This is a genomic window from Odoribacter sp. AF15-53, from assembly GCF_003479425.1.
Classification (GTDB): Bacteria; Bacteroidota; Bacteroidia; order Bacteroidales; family Marinifilaceae; genus Butyricimonas.
Map to the genome: position 1 here is coordinate 121,020 of NZ_QUHC01000002.1, position 16,115 is coordinate 137,134.

Here is a 16,115-nt window from a genome sequence, read left to right on the forward strand (position 1 = left end):
CACCCGTTCAAAATTATACTTCGCTTCATTCGTGTAATCTATTATAAAAACACGAAATCCGTAATTTTTCCGAATTCATAATATACCTGTTTAGCCGAAAAATGTTCACTACTCTCTCCCAGAGAACCCGTTGCAGCTAAATTCAATATTACAAAATCACTCGTACCATCTTCCATCTCAAAAGCCACTCCCAAACTACGAGCCAGATCAAATTCATAATTTTTATATCCATCTTTCTCGCTACGGGTACGAGCGAATCTCATCCGAACCACTTTACCCCCCTCATGCGTGTAAATTGGCGTGGCCTTACCTCCTTGTTGCACAAAATCCAAACGATATATCGTATTGCCTGCCGAGTAAAAAATAATACCACTATAAGCTGCAGAAGAAGCGAAACAACTACCTTCATTCAAACCTTTCGGCATCGGCAAGCGATAATAATTACTAAAACTCGGATTTCCAGAACCATAAGACATCCCCATGACATTAAATTCATAAATAAAACAACTATCCTGTCCTTTCGTTGCCACAGCATAAGCATAAGAATAAGACGCATTACTTTGGTTATAATTATACCCAGCACCAACATATACCACCTCCTGATCCGGAGAAATATTACGAGGGTCGGCATCTTTAGAGTCACTCGTGGTCCTGGGCAATGCAGCTAACTCAACCTTATTTTCTTTGGTCGGATCAAAAAAATTAGGATCCGGGTACCCGGAATTATTCATGTGCCACATGCTACCGAAACGACGCCCCTTTTTATCATACACTAAAGACACGTCCGCTATTTTAGCCGCATGCGAGATATAAAAATCACCACTAAAATTATCTTTATTCCGTGCCGGTTCATACAATTTCATGGCTGCGGATGTTTGATAAAACCTTCCGTTTGTAAGCATGATTCCCCCACGGTACCCCTCACCATCAATCATTTCTACTTTATCAAAAGCAAAATTCACGGCATCTGCCGAATATACCATCCTTGACAAACTATCCATGTGTTCAAATTGTTTCCATTGGCAATATACCCCCGCTTCCTCCGGAATATCTGTCATTACCGAAAACATTTGAACGCTAGAGGAACCATAATACGTGCTACTCAATGAAACACGCCCCAAACACAATGGATTTCCCCGGAAAAGTTTACCCGTTGCTTTATAATAAGCATCTTTGGTTTCCACAACATTTTCGCCGATGTATTCTATCGTACCCAATTCAGTCCGTCCATCTTTAGCATGCAATAATATCCAAGCACCATCAAACGGTTTTACCAGTTTCATCATCGTGTTCACCGGATATTCCAAACCGGTCAACTTATCATACACGTTTAAACGAAAATAGTGTTCGTACTTCAATTTCGCATCCTCCGGATCAACGTGAAATTTCAACGCTTCCGTTCGACAAACCGTATCACAATCTTTTATCGTGTAGAAATTGGTATTTGTCGTGGAATGCAACCACATAAATTCCAAATTATCTTTATTCTCCTGCAAGGATTGCGACAATCTAGGCTGAATCGTCACGATAGTATCACTCGCAATTCGAACAGAATATATTTCGTCCAACCCGACTTCCAGCACGTTGATATCCGCATAATCATAATTTCCTTTATCATCATAACAAGCCGTGAAAAGCAAGCCTATCAATATATAATAAATAACCAGTTTCATACTCTTTCCATTTTTATGTACAACCTAATTCTGATTGGGGAATTCGATCCATTCCCCTGTATTCTCATCTATAAACTTCGGTTTCGAGGCATCTTGCTCACAAACCTTTTTATAAGCCTCCAAATCAGTGTATAACATATTATAGTACAAGGCTAACATATACCCGTTACGATACCATGCAGCAAAAGAGGTTCCGCCATATTGCTTCCCGTATTGCGTGATCACGTATCTGGCTTTTGCCTCACTATACTCACCAAAATATTTTTTATAAGTATTCCAATCCCGATCGTCCACACCCCATAACTCTTTACTCACACAATCTGAAATAATCAACTGAACCACCTGACGTTCTTCCGAACCTTCCTCGAAAGCAGAATTCTCATAATTGAACAACAATTCGGCATTATATTCAACACCCCGGTTAGCGGGACGTTCGATAACAATCCGAAATACCGCAGCAGTGGTGTCAGCTCCCACATAATATTCATCGGGAAATATCACATTGAGAATATTCTCACCCGACGATTTTGCCATTAATGTAACCTTACGTGGCTGACTGACAACATCCCCCATTATTTTCACTCCCACTTGCAGTGTATCATATAATAAATTCTCCCCGATGGCATTAATACCGAAATTAAACGTGTACTTTAACGTCGCATCATCCGACCACAGGGGACTACTGGACGTTCCAGGACTCGCCCAATTTATATCGCCCATAAAATTGATCCTCGCACCTTTCCCGTACTGTATCATCTCGTATTCCTCGCAAGCCGCAAAGCATAGGGCCACGATCATCATATATAATATCTTCTTCATACAACTACAAATTAATTCGTATAACCAAACAATATTTCGTTTTCAGGCCAACAGAACATATAATTATTCTCCGACATGTTTTGCAAAGGACAATTCACAAAAGTCGAGCGTCCCAGACGTTTATAATAAAAAAATACCTGACCTTCTCCATAAAATTCTTTCCTATATTCTTCTTCTATTTCGGATTGCACGTTCTGCGAAGTACAATTCACCGGATCAATACCCCGCATTTCCCTCACACTGTTTAAATATCCGGAAGCCTCTTCCGGTGTTCCGGCACACTCGGCCAAAATGTAATACATCTCCGACAGACGGATCAGAACAACTGTATTTTGCAAAGAGGGCCACACGTTTTCCTGTTTATATTTCAACATTCTTTTTCCCGAAGTAGCATTCTCAAAACTAACTCCTTCACGTACCCGAAAGTCATTCGTACCATCATTAGCGACATCAAATATCTCATTAAAAACATCGTTGTCAATAGTGTAGGTAGTTACAGTCATCATATTATCTACCACCTGATCAAATTTATCAATATAGACAGAGAAAATAATTTCTTTGGAACGTTGAATATCGTTTGCATTACCAGACAACTCGAACTGTTTACTATCAATAACCTCCCTAGCGTACTTGGCAGCCTCCGTGTAATTCCCCGCATACAAATGTACACGGGCTAACATAGCTTTAACCGCATACAGATTCATACGTTTATGACGATAAACAAGGAATCGATCGCCTTCCATCTTATTCTCTTCAACTGTACTAATCGGGAAATCAAACCTCAACGGATCCGTACCCGTCAGTAAAGTTTCGGCCTTCTTCAAATCCGCAATAATACTATCAATCACCACATTCGAGGGTTGCATTGCTTTGGCATCCTTATTAAACTCCGTACGATAAGCTATTCGTTTGGCTGTTGGTTTATCTTTATAGATCGGTCCATACATACGCAACAAATCAAAATGAAGAAATGCACGTAAACCCAAGGCCTCACCCTTGATTATCTCGTAATAAGATGCTGTAGTAAACACCCGCTTGTTCTTATCACAATAATACAACATATTGTTCAAGTTAGCAATAATATTGTACATACTACTCCATATACTTCTACTATAAGATTCTGCAGTAGACGAAGGATCGGGGGCAAACGTGTAATAATCTTTCTGCTCCGTCTTTTGAGTGTAACGTCCTCCCAGTATATCCATGAAACCAAAAGTCAAATTCCTTGCATACAAATCAGTGGAGGCCATTTTTATATAAGCACCAGTCAACGCCTCTTTAAATCCCAATTCCCGGCCAAACACTTCCTCTTCCTTCACTGTCGTCTTAGGTTCAACATTCAACCAATCCGAACAGGCTGAAAAAAGCAATAAGCTAAAACAAATACAAACAATATTTTTTTTCATATCCTACGAGTTTAAAAGACAACATTTAAAGACATTGATACCTGTCGGGAGAAGGGATAATCAATACCTCTCTCCATTTTTATGGTTGAAAAACGACAAATATCCTCCATGTACAAACCGAGTGTTGCTGAAGTAATCCCAATTCGTTTCATCCAATCGAACTTCTTCCTTTCAAAACGATAAGATAAATTCACCGTGGAGAAATAAAATTCATTATCATCCATCACGAAACGAGAACTCTCCTTCGTATCCGTTTTAGAAACATTACCGTCGATAGCTTTAAAGAACACATGATCTCCCGCCTCCTGCCAACGACTATACAAGGCCCTCCTATCCGCATTCTTACGTAGATTCGCATTTTCAACCTTATTAATCAAAGTTTTATTAAACGTTTGGCCTCCCCAATGATATTGCCCGGCAAGCGTTAAACTCAAACCTTTGTACGTGAATGTCGTTGAAACTGAACCTTGAAATTTCGGTTCCGAATCTCCAAAAGGAATCTGATCGGCCGCATTGTAATTACTAGTCAATTTCCCGTCACGAGTCATAAACACTTCCCGACCGGTTGCCGGATCAATCCCCTCGGAACGAACCACCCAAATCGTGGTTTGCGAATAACCATTTTCATAACGAGGCAACGGGAATTTCTCACGCTTGCCCTCCAAATCATACGGATTCTCAAATGCCATTGCCCGATTCATCTGTTTTTCATTCAACACTTTTAAAGCATTAGATATCTCCTCGATCCGAGATTTATTATGCGACCCGGTAAAAATCACCTGCCAATAAGCTTGATTAGCAGGATTACTATATGGCATCAAACGTAATGTTATCTCGTACCCTTTATTGGATATCTCTCCCAAGTTCTCCTTCATCGTGGCGAAGCCGACGGAAGGGGCCATCGTGTAATCCAACAACGTGTTTTTCGTGTACTTCTCGTAATACTCAAGTTTAGCACTCAATATATTACGAAACATAGTAAAATCTAATGACACGTTATAATTCTGTGTTTGCTGCCATTTCAAATCAGGATTTCCCAACCCGTATATTTCTGTCCCGACCACATCCGAACTCTTATAAGTTTTCATCAAATTAGAGTAGGTATACATCTGCAAAGACTGGTAAGGAGTAAAACCTTGTGATCCCGTAATGCCGTAGGTCCCACGCAGCACCAGTTCGTCAAAGATTTCCAGATTCTGAATAAACTTTTCTTTTTCCGCATTCCAACGTACCCCGGCAGACCAGAAAGGAGCATAACGATTGTTCTTTCCGAATTCAGAAGAAGCATTAATACTCATACTATAATCAAAAGCATACCGTTGTTTATAAGAGTAATTCAAAGTCATCATAAAAGCCAACGCACGAGCAACACTCTCGCTACCTCCCGTTGTCTGGTACTCCGTTCCCATGTATACCTCGCTCAATTTATCATTCGGAAATCCCTTCATAGAAATAGAAGTCAACTTATTCGCTGTTTCATTAATGCTGTAACGAGCAAAAGCCGAGAACAAATGATCAGAACCAAATGATTTATTATAAGCTCCAGACAAACTCAAACGGTAACTACTACCTTCAGATTTCGACCAATAATAAGATCCTTTCTCCGCAGGATCCGTCACCATATAAAAATCATTATGTTGAGCCGATTTAAAAGTCTCCACAGTACCATCACTTCGGGATAACGTGAAATCCAAGCTTAACCGCAAGTTATCCACGGGTATATATTCAACTTTTAAAGCCTCTCTCAAATCAAAATTACGACTATCATTTTTTGAATCAAATTGTGCATTCCAAAGCGGATTCAACGTTGGTGTATCATAATCTGCAATATACTTATCACCAACTTTATGATCATCCAAGACTTGCTTGACATTGCCATTTTCATCTTTTTTACGGTAATAAGGATTTATCTGTGCATAATCCTGAAAACTACCATAAGGAGACGTACGAGCCCCGTCAGAATAATCCACGGTTAAAGAATTACTGATTAAAACCTTGTTCACACGGTAATTCAAATCTATTTTACCCGTCTTGATATTCAAATTGGATTCTTTCATCACTCCTGGAGCCCACCTGGCGCCTAAATAAATTTTGTAACGTAAAGCTTTATCACCACCTTCCGCCGTCAATCCGTGACGATGAGAAAAAGCCGTGTGTACCGGTTCTGCCAACCAATACGTATTCACCCCCCGCAAAATATCCTGTTTGATACGGTTGTAATAATTACGCAACTCCACGTTATTCTTGTTGGAATAATACCCCGCTAATTCTTCTATACGTAATTTTTCTTCCGCATTCATCAAATCATACACGCTCAGATCCGGCCACTCCAGTTCATAATTTCCATTATAACTAAACCGTAATTTTCCAGGAGCAGGAGCTTTCGTTTCAACCACCACAACTCCATTAGCAGCATCGGAACCATAAATAACTGTAGCAGCAGCATCTTTCAACAAGGTGATTGACTCCACTTGTTCCGGATCCAAATCCATAATTGTCGTTGCACTCACCCCGATCACCCCGTCCAACACGAATAAAGGCTGGTTCGGACGTGAATTCACGTCCCCTCGCAAAACCACCACATCATTACTTTCATAATTCCCGATACTCGCTTGTCCCCGCATCTGGAAGTCTGGAATGGCATTCGGGTTCGAACCGGCCAAATTACTGGTATTCATTCTAAAACCCGGATCAAGCATTTCCAAGGCTTTCAACACATTACCCGATGTCATCCGTTTAATCTCTTCCCCCGTGACCTGTGTCGCCGACCCAGTAAACCCCTCCTTCTTCCGGGTAAAAATACCGGTTACAACAACTTCTTCCATCGCCTCTACATTTTCTTTCATCACCACGTCAATCGTTTTCTGCCCGGTGTACTTAATCTCTTGTGCCTCCATTCCGACAAAGGAAAATACGAGTTCCAGATTCTCCCCTTTTGCAACAGTCAATTTATAAGCACCATCAATATCTGTAGCCGTTCCGAGTGCGGTTCCTTTCACCATTACCGTCACTCCTGGTAACAAATTGCCATCAACATCTTTAACCACTCCCAACACTGTAATCTCCTCCAATTGTTTCTTCACCTCTGTTTTCTTTATCAAAATAGCATTCATCTCGAAACGGTACTCAAACGGTGTACCCGTGAACAACTTTGATAAAGCAGCATCCACAGTCACATCTTTCACCTGAAGAGTCACCAAGCCAATTTCTTCCAATTGTGCAGTATTATACACGAAATCCAATCCGGTTTGCTTATTAATACCCTTGAACACCTCCTGAATATTCACGTTCTTCATGTCTATGGTTACCTTCTGCTGTTGCGCCATAAGTTCGGTCATAAAAAACAAACAACATAGCAACATACAACTCCTCGTAACCCAAATCTTCGCACTTTTCAAGCACAAAAAATTCCTAAAGAAAATCCATTCTCGATTTTTTTTCATAGCTTTGTAATTAATTAATATTATATGTGACCTAATCACATCTACTATAACCGGAAGTTGTTAGCGCAACTTCCGGTTTTATTATTGCTCACCTTGTTCTCACTGTTACCACATTATCTTTCTGGTCAAACTGCACCATAGCTGTCTCCCCGATCAGATACAACAAGTCTTTCACGTTGGAATGTCGCGTAATAATCCCGGTGAAAGTTTGATTTTTTACTTGTTCGTCACCATAAAAAACTTTTATATCATACCAACGCCCCAACCGGGACATGATCGTCTCAATTGTAGCATTTTCAAAAACAAATTTCCCGTCTTTCCAAGCCGTGTAAGTAAATGGATCCACTTTTCCCACCTTTACCATTCCCGATTCCTTGTAAAATTCTGCCATATCATCAGGTTTCAACATGACTTCCTCGCCGGTTTTCAACGCCTTCACGCTCACTTTACCACGTTCTAGCACAGTCTGAACAACTCCTTCTTCTAAAGTATTCACGTTAAACCGAGTTCCATACACTTTCACCTCCATCCCCTCCACATTCACTACAAACGGATGATCCGCATCTTTCGCCACGTCGAAATAAGCCTCTCCGGCCAAGTACACGTTACGTTGTTCACCTCTGAAAGTCACGGGATAACGTAACTTTGTCATGGAATTCAACCACACTTTCGTCCCGTCAGATAACGACAATTGATAAAAACCGCCCACCGGAATACTCAACGTGTTATACACTTCTTCTCCCGTCGAAACATTCGCTTGTAATCCCGCACCCATGTAATTCAACCCGAATAAAGAATCATTCTGAATCCCAATTTCGCTCGCCCCCTCAATAATTTCATTTTTTTGTTCCAGAATAACCTCTCGTCCATCCGCCATCATCAGCACGGGTTTTCCAAAATCTACATTGGTTTCCGTATTTACAAGGATCGGTTCGGACTTCTGTTCCGACCAGAAATAAATACCCAGCAATAATAACGGGATCAATAAAACAGCCACATACCGATACCACAAACGGACAACTTTGGATTTTAAATGTTCTCTCTTCTTTAAAGATGAATTTTGCATATACCCTACAAAACGCTCCATTTCCAACGCCTTCCGTTCCGGTGACAATTTCGGTCCGTTCGTCATATTCCATACTTTCTTCAGCATGTTGAAATACTCCCGGTGACTTCCATCCTCTTTCATCCACCGCATCAGCACACGCATCTCTTCTTCCGAGGCTTTCCCGTCCAGTACTTTTCGAATCAACTCATCCATTTCGTTTGTCATACTATTTCTGCTTTTATAAATATATGACAACTCAGAAAAGAGGAACCCCTACGCTAATTTCAAAAATTTACAAAAAAAATGATACATAACACCCATTCCAGTTCTTCCCGTAACCGGGACAAAGCTTTAGTCATCTGAACCTCAACGGTTTTTACGGAAATATTTAATTTTTCAGCAATCTCCTTATTAGATAATTCCTCCACCTTACTCAACACGAATACCTCCCGACACCGTTCCGGCAACTTGTTTATTGCCTCTTCAAGCGCTTTCCGGATATCTTCATTCTGCAACGCCAACTCGGCTTCTGGCGTTTGCACGATCTCGGAAAAATAGAAATCCAACAATTCCCGATCAGCATAGTTATTAACCACCTTTTGATACTTGATCTCGTTCAGACAACTATTATAAACTGATTTATAAAGATAGGATTTTACAGATAAATGAATATTCAAATTCACATGATCCTCATACAACTTGCAAAATGTCTCCTGCACGAGATCATGAGCCAACTCCGTCTCCCTCACGATACGCCCTGCATAGTTTAACAGTCCCTCGTAATATCTGTCAAAAAGATACACGAAAGCTTTTTCTTCCCCTTTTTGCAGGGCCTCCAACAATACTTCATGATTATCAAAAGGATGCATATTCATTTCCATAGCTTTTGCAAAGCTAAGAAAAAAAACAGAATATATCCCTGTCATTTTTTCCGAAAAATTCTTTGAACTCTATCAAAACAAATTACATCCTCTCGATAAACATTCTTCAAAATACATTATTCATCGTACAAGAAGTTATAATTAACCAACAGGCAACAAAACCTCATTATAACAACACTTCTCATTCATTTTTTTAACTCAGCTTCAATCATTTCCTTCAAGCGAGGATCAGAAGGACGAGGGGCCTCTTCTTTCACCACACATCCCTTTTTATCAAATACGATAAAACGAGGAACTCCCGTAATATTATAATCTTTCGCAAATTGACTTTTATCGGATGCATACAGTTGAATTCCATCCAAACCTTTCTCTTTGACAACATTCATCCATTTTTGCTGATCCTTGTCCAACGAAATTCCGATAAACACCACATCTTTACTCTGAATCTCTTCTTCCAACTTGCTTAAATAGACATGTTGCGCAAAACAAGCGCCACAAGTCGTTGTCCATACATCCACTACAACCACCTTTCCCTCAAAATCCGATAAAGAAACATCTTTTCCGCTCACATCCGGATAAGTAAAATTCCCTTTCCGTCCAACGAAGGACGGATGCAATTTAGCAGCCATAACCTTAGCCCTCTCTTTTTGCTCCTCGGTCAAGATCTTCGAGTTCTCCGAAATAAATTCTTCGTAATCAGAATAGTATCTTGCTCGAATAGAGAATAAATACAAAAGGAGTTCCCCACGCAACCGAGTATTAGTAAAAAATGCTTCTCCCTCTTTAGGCACATCAACGTAATAGGTATAATTATAATACATGATTAAAGTACTCAATCCTTCCGGCAACAACAATAATTCATCCGAAATAAATTTCTCATCTGCAAGAATTATATCATAATAAGCAGGCCAATCCGAACGTGGGGGTTTTCGCGAAGACAACAAAAACATCATTGCGCAATAATCCACATCATAATCTATTTTTTTATAAAACAACTCATCAAATACAGGATTCCCGCTTTTAATCGCTTTTTTCACCGAATCTATTTTAGCTACAAACTTCGTTAGGTAAGGGAAGAAATCTTCATGGGCAACTCGTTTTCCCGACATCACACGCAAATCCTTCACATACTTTTCCCATTGGTAAAGAGCCCTATTTTCCCTCGTGTTCTTTCCTTTCAACACCACCTCGTTTCTAAACAAATCCAAATGAATCTTTTCTCCACCTTTTATATAAATAGGATGATTTTTCTGTTTATTACCAATAACATAAAATCCCGGTTTTTCTGGAACAAAAGTCATTTGATAAGAATTATCCTGCTTTACCGACGTTGTCACACATTCTTTCACCTTTCCGTTCTCGATGGCAAAAAGAGTAATCTGTGATGCATTCTTATATTTAGCAAATCCCTCCAAAACTGTTTTCTTTTGTGCAAATACAACAATATTGACACAAAGCAACAATAACAATACCGACAATCTCTTTTTTTTCATAATCAGATCATTTTTAATGTAACAAACTCTCTTATCATTTATTCAATTCTTCTTCTATCATCTTTTTCAAGCGAGGATCAGAAGGACGAGGAGCATTTTCGGAAACAATATTTCCCTTTCTATCGATCAGCATAAAACGAGGAATTCCCTTAATCTCATAATCTTTGGCTATTTGACTCCATCCTGAAGCGTGTAGTTGAACTCCTTTCAAAGCTTCCCGCATCACAAAATCAATCCATTTTTGTTTATCTTTTGCTTCATCTAACGATACCGCAATAAACACCACCTCTTTGCCATGCATCTCTTCTTCTAACTTTTTCAAAAAAGGAAGTTCTCTTTTACAAGGTCCGCACCAAGTAGCCCATACATCCACCACGACAACTTTTCCCTTAAAATCAGATAACGAGATTTCTTTCCCGTTCATATCCGGATACGTGAAATCCATGGCAGGTTTGCCCGCTAAAGAAGGCGATAACTTCATCGCAATCTCCCGGGCTCTATTTTGCTGATCTTCTGTCACCAAATATTTCCCACTTTCTTTCATTTTCTCATCAAACTGCGAATGGAATTTACAATATTTCAATCCGAATAATAACATTTCTCCTTTTAGTTCATCATTATTCAAAGCTTCTATTCCCTGTCTAGGAGCCTTAATTATAGTAGCAAAACTAGTATACATACTCATCATTCTTGCTCCCAACGGAAACTTCAAAACATCAATAGTCGTAAATTTCTCATCTGAAATTACATTTTTGTAAAAATCAGGCCATTCATCACGTTCTGGATGTACACTCCTGGGAGACAGAATAAATAACATGGCATAATAGTCCAAATCATAGTCTATTTTCTTTTTTAATAACTCATCAAACGCTTTATTTTTACTTCGAATTGCTTTTTTTACAGAATCAATTTTGGGAACCACGGCCATCAGCTTCGGGAAAAACTCCCGATATGTACACATCGGGTTATCCATCGCATCACAACGTATATCATTGATAAAATTCTCCCATTGATACAAAGCCTGGTTTTCTCTCGTATTCTTTCCTGCTAATTGTGCCTGTTTTTCAAGTAAATCAATCTGAATCTCTTCGCCACCTTTTACATAAACGACATAATTCCGTCGGTCGTCTCCTACTGTATAAAATCCGGAAGCGTTAGGAGAAAAATCAAAACGAAACTTACCATCCGCATCTGCTTCCGTTGATTTTAAAACCTTTACCTCTCCATTTACAACGTCATAAAGATTCACGATTCGAGTTCGTCCATGCTTTACATACCCGTTTATAGTTGTTACTTTCTGAGCAAACAGAGTTTCTCCCATACACAAAATCAACAATAATAATCCAATTATTTTCATAACATACAAATTCCATTATTCAAAATCATTTTCTTAACTCTTTTTCTATCATCTGTTTTAATTGCGGACTGGAAGGACGAGGAGAACTCTCCGAAACAATGTTCCCTTTTTTATCAAATACCATAAAACGAGGGATACTCTTTATTTTATAATCCCTTGCAATCTGACTCCAACCGGAAGCATGTAATTGAACTCCACCCAGATTTTCATTTTCAACAAAATCTAACCACCTCTGTTTATCTTTTGCTTCATCTAAAGCAACACCAATAAACACGACATCTTTACCACGCATTTCCTCTTCCAGTTTTTTCAGGAAAGGAATCTCTCCTTTACAAGGGCCACACCAAGTTGCCCAAACATCTACCACAACTACTTTCCCTTTAAAATCAGATAATGATACCTCTTTCCCATTTACATCTGGATAAGTAAAATTTTTTGCCGGTTGACCTTTCCAAGAAGTCCCCAACTTATCACCAATCATCTTGGCTCTTGCTTTTTGATCATCTGTTGCCAAATATTTCTCATCAGTTTCCATATAGTTATCAAAATCAGCACGTACTCTGGCATATTGTAATTTCGATAAAACAGCTTCTCCACGCAGACGCTCATTATTCAATATCTCAAATCCCGCTCTAGGCGCTTCTATTTTCATCGAAAAATTAATATAAGCATTTATCATAGAAAGCCCTGTCGGGAACTGTAACACCTCGTCTGAAGTGAATTTTTTATCCGAAATAATTGTATCATAAAAAGCAGGCCAATCGCTACGCTGGGGATGTGCAGTACGTGGAGTCATCAAAAACATCATGGCGTAATAATCCACATCATAATCTATTTTCTTTCGAATCAAGGCATCAAATTCCAGGTCACCACTAGATATAGCCCCTTTTATTGAATCTATTTTAGTAAGAAATTCTGTAAATTCGGGAAAAAATTCTTTGTAAGTTGTCTGCATAACCAATGGCACGACGGATTGATACCGAATACTATTGGCAAAATCCTCCCATTGATAAAGAGCTTTATTCTCTCTTGTATTCTCTCCAGTTAACACAGCTTTCTTCTCCAACAAATCAACATTGATCTGTTCTCCTCCTTTCACATAGATCGGGTAATTTACCCGAAAATCACTAATAGCATAAAATCCCGGTTCTTCGGGCACGAAAGAAAATTCATAAGCTCCATCATCACCAATATTACTAGTTAATAATGTTTTACACTCCCCTTTTTCTACAGAAAAAAGTTTTACTATAGAATTCCGTTTCTGTTTTACAAATCCTTTTATTGTCGTACTCTTCTGAGCAAACAAAGGCATGCTCAGGCAAAGTACCCATAATAATAAACTAATCTTTTTCATACATCCATTTTTAAATACAATACTAAATATTCTGCTTTACCAAAATTCATAAAACAAAAGGAGAGACAGGGGAAGGGCATACCCCTTCCCAAAAGTTACATTTTCAGTCTAATATCCTTGCTTATAAACTATACAAACCCCAATCCGGTCATTAACTCCTTGATAATTTCATATTTTTTCAACACCAAAGGATAATCGACATACATTTCCTTGAATTCTGATTCACTATAACGGAAAAAAGCCATTACAAAATCTTCAAGATCTTCAGCCTGTGATATCGTGTAATATATCCACTGCGACGGATCTTTCCCTTCATTCATTGCATAATAACGGCTATCATAATCCAAGAATCCATACACCTCGCATTTCGCCGAGGGCATAGCTGCACCAGGCGCATAATTAACCACGTGCTGATAATAACTAAACTTCTTCTCCGAATCATAACTTACCATATAAAAATCAGTCAATTGATCATCTTCCATCTGATCCAATGCCAAAGTTGCCAAGATAAGACCCTTTTGCTTATTTTGTTCTTCCGGGGTCATCTTCGCAATGGCCTTTCCTTGTCCGATAGCCAATGTCATTACACCTTTATATACATTTAGATCTTTCCTCTCCACCCCCCAACCGCTACTAGACATACGCATCTCGTATAAAGAATCCAACAAAAGAATAGAATTAAAATACATTCCTTCCGGTAATGCCGGTATCAGATAGTTATCCAGGAAAGCGATCCCTGCCAATTGGTCTTCAACATCTTGCAACAAAGAGTATTTTCTAGATCGCAAATAATTGTCCGTAACTGGTGCACCAACCGTATAATTCATATTTAAAACATAATAATACACGATCGGATTACCATAATAATCCACCCCTCTATCTTCTTGTCCGATAGTATCATTCACAAAAACAGGAAGATTATATTTTTCATACAATAAATACAACTCATGTCCTACCGGATCATCAGAATCCTCAATAGCAAACCAATCCCGATCTGCACGAGAAGGTGTCAACTCGTTTTCATCACTATTACATCTGATAGTCAGAAAACAAACCAAAATCAACAGTATATAATTTCTCATATTTTCCATCATTAAAAACGTACAAATGCTTCTCTGTTCGGCCTCGTCTCATTATCCTCTATATTTCCTTTGTTAAACTCGATCACGTGTTGAGGAATCGGTATCACATAGGCTGGCTCTTCTCCATACTTATTTAGCCTATAACTACCCACGTAAGTCACCTTTCTTGTGGAATTATCATAGAAATAGTGATCATGCACGATCTCTTTCGAGAACGGATATTTAGGATGAACGGCATATCGGCGTAAATCAAACCACCGTTGCCCCTCTCCACATAATTCCCGACGACGTTCGTCCCTGATCAATTCGACAAGCTTTCCCCCGCTTCTCACGTCCAACGGTTTATATTCTGTCGCAACAATGCGCTTTATTCTCAACTCTTCTAAGACCTCCATGGCTTCTTCATCACGATCCAACATTGCCAAAGCCTCCGCTTTATTCAACAACACTTCTGATAAACGAAGTAAAAACTCAGATGAAGCCGTGGTCAAAGATGTTGTTACTTGCTTTTGAATATAACGTTTATTCGCGGGATCCCGTTGATTAATATACATAAAAAACGTGGGTCTTAAATCCGTACCACCGCCCTGCTCTTTATAATACATTTGCACTAACTCTTCCGAAGCCCTAAATCTATTGACAACAGACAACACACTACCATTAGCTATTCCATACCCATGTTTATTACCAGCAAAAGCCCCTGTCCCCTGTGTAAATATAGTCTCCTCAAAAGAAGGATCCAATACACTTACCGGAACAATATCATGCATTCCATACATATTGGCAGGAGAAGCCTCAACTTGTGGGAATTCATTATAATCCAACAATGTATAATTACCTTGCAACACAGAATCTGCAGCTTGAAGCGCAGCCTCGTACTCCCCACGATACAAGTAAACACGACTCAACAAAGCTTGTACGGCATAATAATCTGCTTGAAACACGGATTGATGTTTCTTATCCTTTAATAAACGTGATGCTATCTCCAAATCACTCATGATCAAAGAATAAGTCTCTTCTACTGTATTCCGTTTAAAATAAATATCTTCGATATATTCCGTCGTTTTTACAGGAACCCCTAGATCCGTCGAAGCCGATTCCTTCACATAAGGCTTTGCATAAGTATTCACCAAAAAATAATAGTAAAAAGCCCTAAGGAAATGGCATTCCCCTCTCAACCGTTCTACCTCTTCGGGTAAATCGGTAATATCTTTCAATTTAGACAAAACTACATTGATGGCACTAATATTTTTATACATCGTCACCCAAGTTTCATCCTTATACACCTTGTTATTTCTGGTACAAGGGTAGCTTACCCAAATAAAAAAATTCTCGTACTCCGTGTAACTGGAACTTACCACGGCTTCCTCCAAATCATCATCCATCGTATGTACCCATGAAAAACCCGTTGATCGATTAAGATACCCGTTACCGATCAAAACTTCTTCCAAATCCGAAAACGTCTCGGCATAAGCAAGATCCTGAGAATATTCTTTCAAGAAGCTATCACAACTCCCTAACAAGAATACCAGTATACCTAAAATAATATATTGTTTCAT

The 16,115-nt window shown here is 39.1% G+C and carries 11 protein-coding genes; all 11 read right to left on the reverse strand.

Annotated features, from left to right (window positions below; genetic code table 11):
• Positions 1-41: 41 nt before the first annotated feature.
• The 11 genes from DWW52_RS05160 to DWW52_RS05210 all read right to left on the reverse strand — a co-directional run bounded on the left by DWW52_RS05160 (position 42) and on the right by DWW52_RS05210 (position 16,115).
• The gene (locus tag DWW52_RS05160) at positions 42-1,673 is read right to left on the reverse strand and encodes a PKD-like family lipoprotein (protein WP_118714409.1); all 1,632 of its coding nucleotides are present in this window, start codon (positions 1,671-1,673) and stop codon (positions 42-44) included.
• Between the two features lie 24 nt (positions 1,674-1,697).
• Entirely contained in the window at positions 1,698-2,492 is a 795-nt protein-coding gene (locus DWW52_RS05165; RefSeq protein WP_118714410.1) for a DUF4843 domain-containing protein, read from the reverse strand.
• An 11-nt stretch (positions 2,493-2,503) separates the two neighbouring features.
• Complete coding sequence (locus tag DWW52_RS05170; protein ID WP_118714411.1) at positions 2,504-3,898, reverse strand: RagB/SusD family nutrient uptake outer membrane protein; 1,395 nt, start codon at positions 3,896-3,898, stop codon at positions 2,504-2,506.
• An 11-nt stretch (positions 3,899-3,909) separates the two neighbouring features.
• The gene (locus DWW52_RS05175; RefSeq protein WP_118714412.1) at positions 3,910-7,341 is read right to left on the reverse strand and encodes a SusC/RagA family TonB-linked outer membrane protein; all 3,432 of its coding nucleotides are present in this window, start codon (positions 7,339-7,341) and stop codon (positions 3,910-3,912) included.
• Between the two features lie 88 nt (positions 7,342-7,429).
• Positions 7,430-8,614: a FecR family protein gene (locus DWW52_RS05180; protein ID WP_118714413.1), complete on the reverse strand. Its 1,185-nt coding sequence runs from the start codon at positions 8,612-8,614 to the stop codon at positions 7,430-7,432.
• Positions 8,615-8,673: 59 nt separating this feature from the next.
• Positions 8,674-9,264 (reverse strand): RNA polymerase sigma-70 factor, encoded by a 591-nt coding sequence (locus tag DWW52_RS05185; protein WP_233556706.1) that lies wholly within the window; start codon positions 9,262-9,264, stop codon positions 8,674-8,676.
• Between the two features lie 191 nt (positions 9,265-9,455).
• Positions 9,456-10,763, reverse strand: a complete 1,308-nt coding sequence (locus DWW52_RS05190; RefSeq protein ID WP_118714414.1) for a TlpA disulfide reductase family protein — start codon at positions 10,761-10,763, stop codon at positions 9,456-9,458.
• 34 nt (positions 10,764-10,797) lie between these two features.
• Positions 10,798-12,120: a TlpA disulfide reductase family protein gene (locus DWW52_RS05195; RefSeq protein WP_118714415.1), complete on the reverse strand. Its 1,323-nt coding sequence runs from the start codon at positions 12,118-12,120 to the stop codon at positions 10,798-10,800.
• A gap of 25 nt (positions 12,121-12,145) precedes the next feature.
• The gene (locus DWW52_RS05200; RefSeq protein ID WP_118714416.1) at positions 12,146-13,474 is read right to left on the reverse strand and encodes a TlpA disulfide reductase family protein; all 1,329 of its coding nucleotides are present in this window, start codon (positions 13,472-13,474) and stop codon (positions 12,146-12,148) included.
• Positions 13,475-13,602: 128 nt separating this feature from the next.
• Positions 13,603-14,556 (reverse strand): hypothetical protein, encoded by a 954-nt coding sequence (locus DWW52_RS05205; RefSeq protein ID WP_148315331.1) that lies wholly within the window; start codon positions 14,554-14,556, stop codon positions 13,603-13,605.
• Positions 14,557-14,567: 11 nt separating this feature from the next.
• On the reverse strand, positions 14,568-16,115 hold the full coding sequence (locus tag DWW52_RS05210; protein WP_158582486.1) for a RagB/SusD family nutrient uptake outer membrane protein: 1,548 nt from the start codon (positions 16,113-16,115) through the stop codon (positions 14,568-14,570).

Bases quoted from the DNA above. Each gene is read 5' to 3' on its own strand.
- DWW52_RS05160 (WP_118714409.1), bottom strand. From the start codon at position 1,673: ATGAAACTGGTTATTTATTATATATTGATAGGCTTGCTTTTCACGGCT.
- DWW52_RS05165 (WP_118714410.1), bottom strand. From the start codon at position 2,492: ATGAAGAAGATATTATATATGATGATCGTGGCCCTATGCTTTGCGGCT.
- DWW52_RS05170 (WP_118714411.1), bottom strand. From the start codon at position 3,898: ATGAAAAAAAATATTGTTTGTATTTGTTTTAGCTTATTGCTTTTTTCA.
- DWW52_RS05175 (WP_118714412.1), bottom strand. From the start codon at position 7,341: ATGAAAAAAAATCGAGAATGGATTTTCTTTAGGAATTTTTTGTGCTTG.
- DWW52_RS05180 (WP_118714413.1), bottom strand. From the start codon at position 8,614: ATGACAAACGAAATGGATGAGTTGATTCGAAAAGTACTGGACGGGAAA.
- DWW52_RS05185 (WP_233556706.1), bottom strand. From the start codon at position 9,264: ATGAATATGCATCCTTTTGATAATCATGAAGTATTGTTGGAGGCCCTG.
- DWW52_RS05190 (WP_118714414.1), bottom strand. From the start codon at position 10,763: ATGAAAAAAAAGAGATTGTCGGTATTGTTATTGTTGCTTTGTGTCAAT.
- DWW52_RS05195 (WP_118714415.1), bottom strand. From the start codon at position 12,120: ATGAAAATAATTGGATTATTATTGTTGATTTTGTGTATGGGAGAAACT.
- DWW52_RS05200 (WP_118714416.1), bottom strand. From the start codon at position 13,474: ATGAAAAAGATTAGTTTATTATTATGGGTACTTTGCCTGAGCATGCCT.
- DWW52_RS05205 (WP_148315331.1), bottom strand. From the start codon at position 14,556: ATGAGAAATTATATACTGTTGATTTTGGTTTGTTTTCTGACTATCAGA.
- DWW52_RS05210 (WP_158582486.1), bottom strand. From the start codon at position 16,115: ATGAAACAATATATTATTTTAGGTATACTGGTATTCTTGTTAGGGAGT.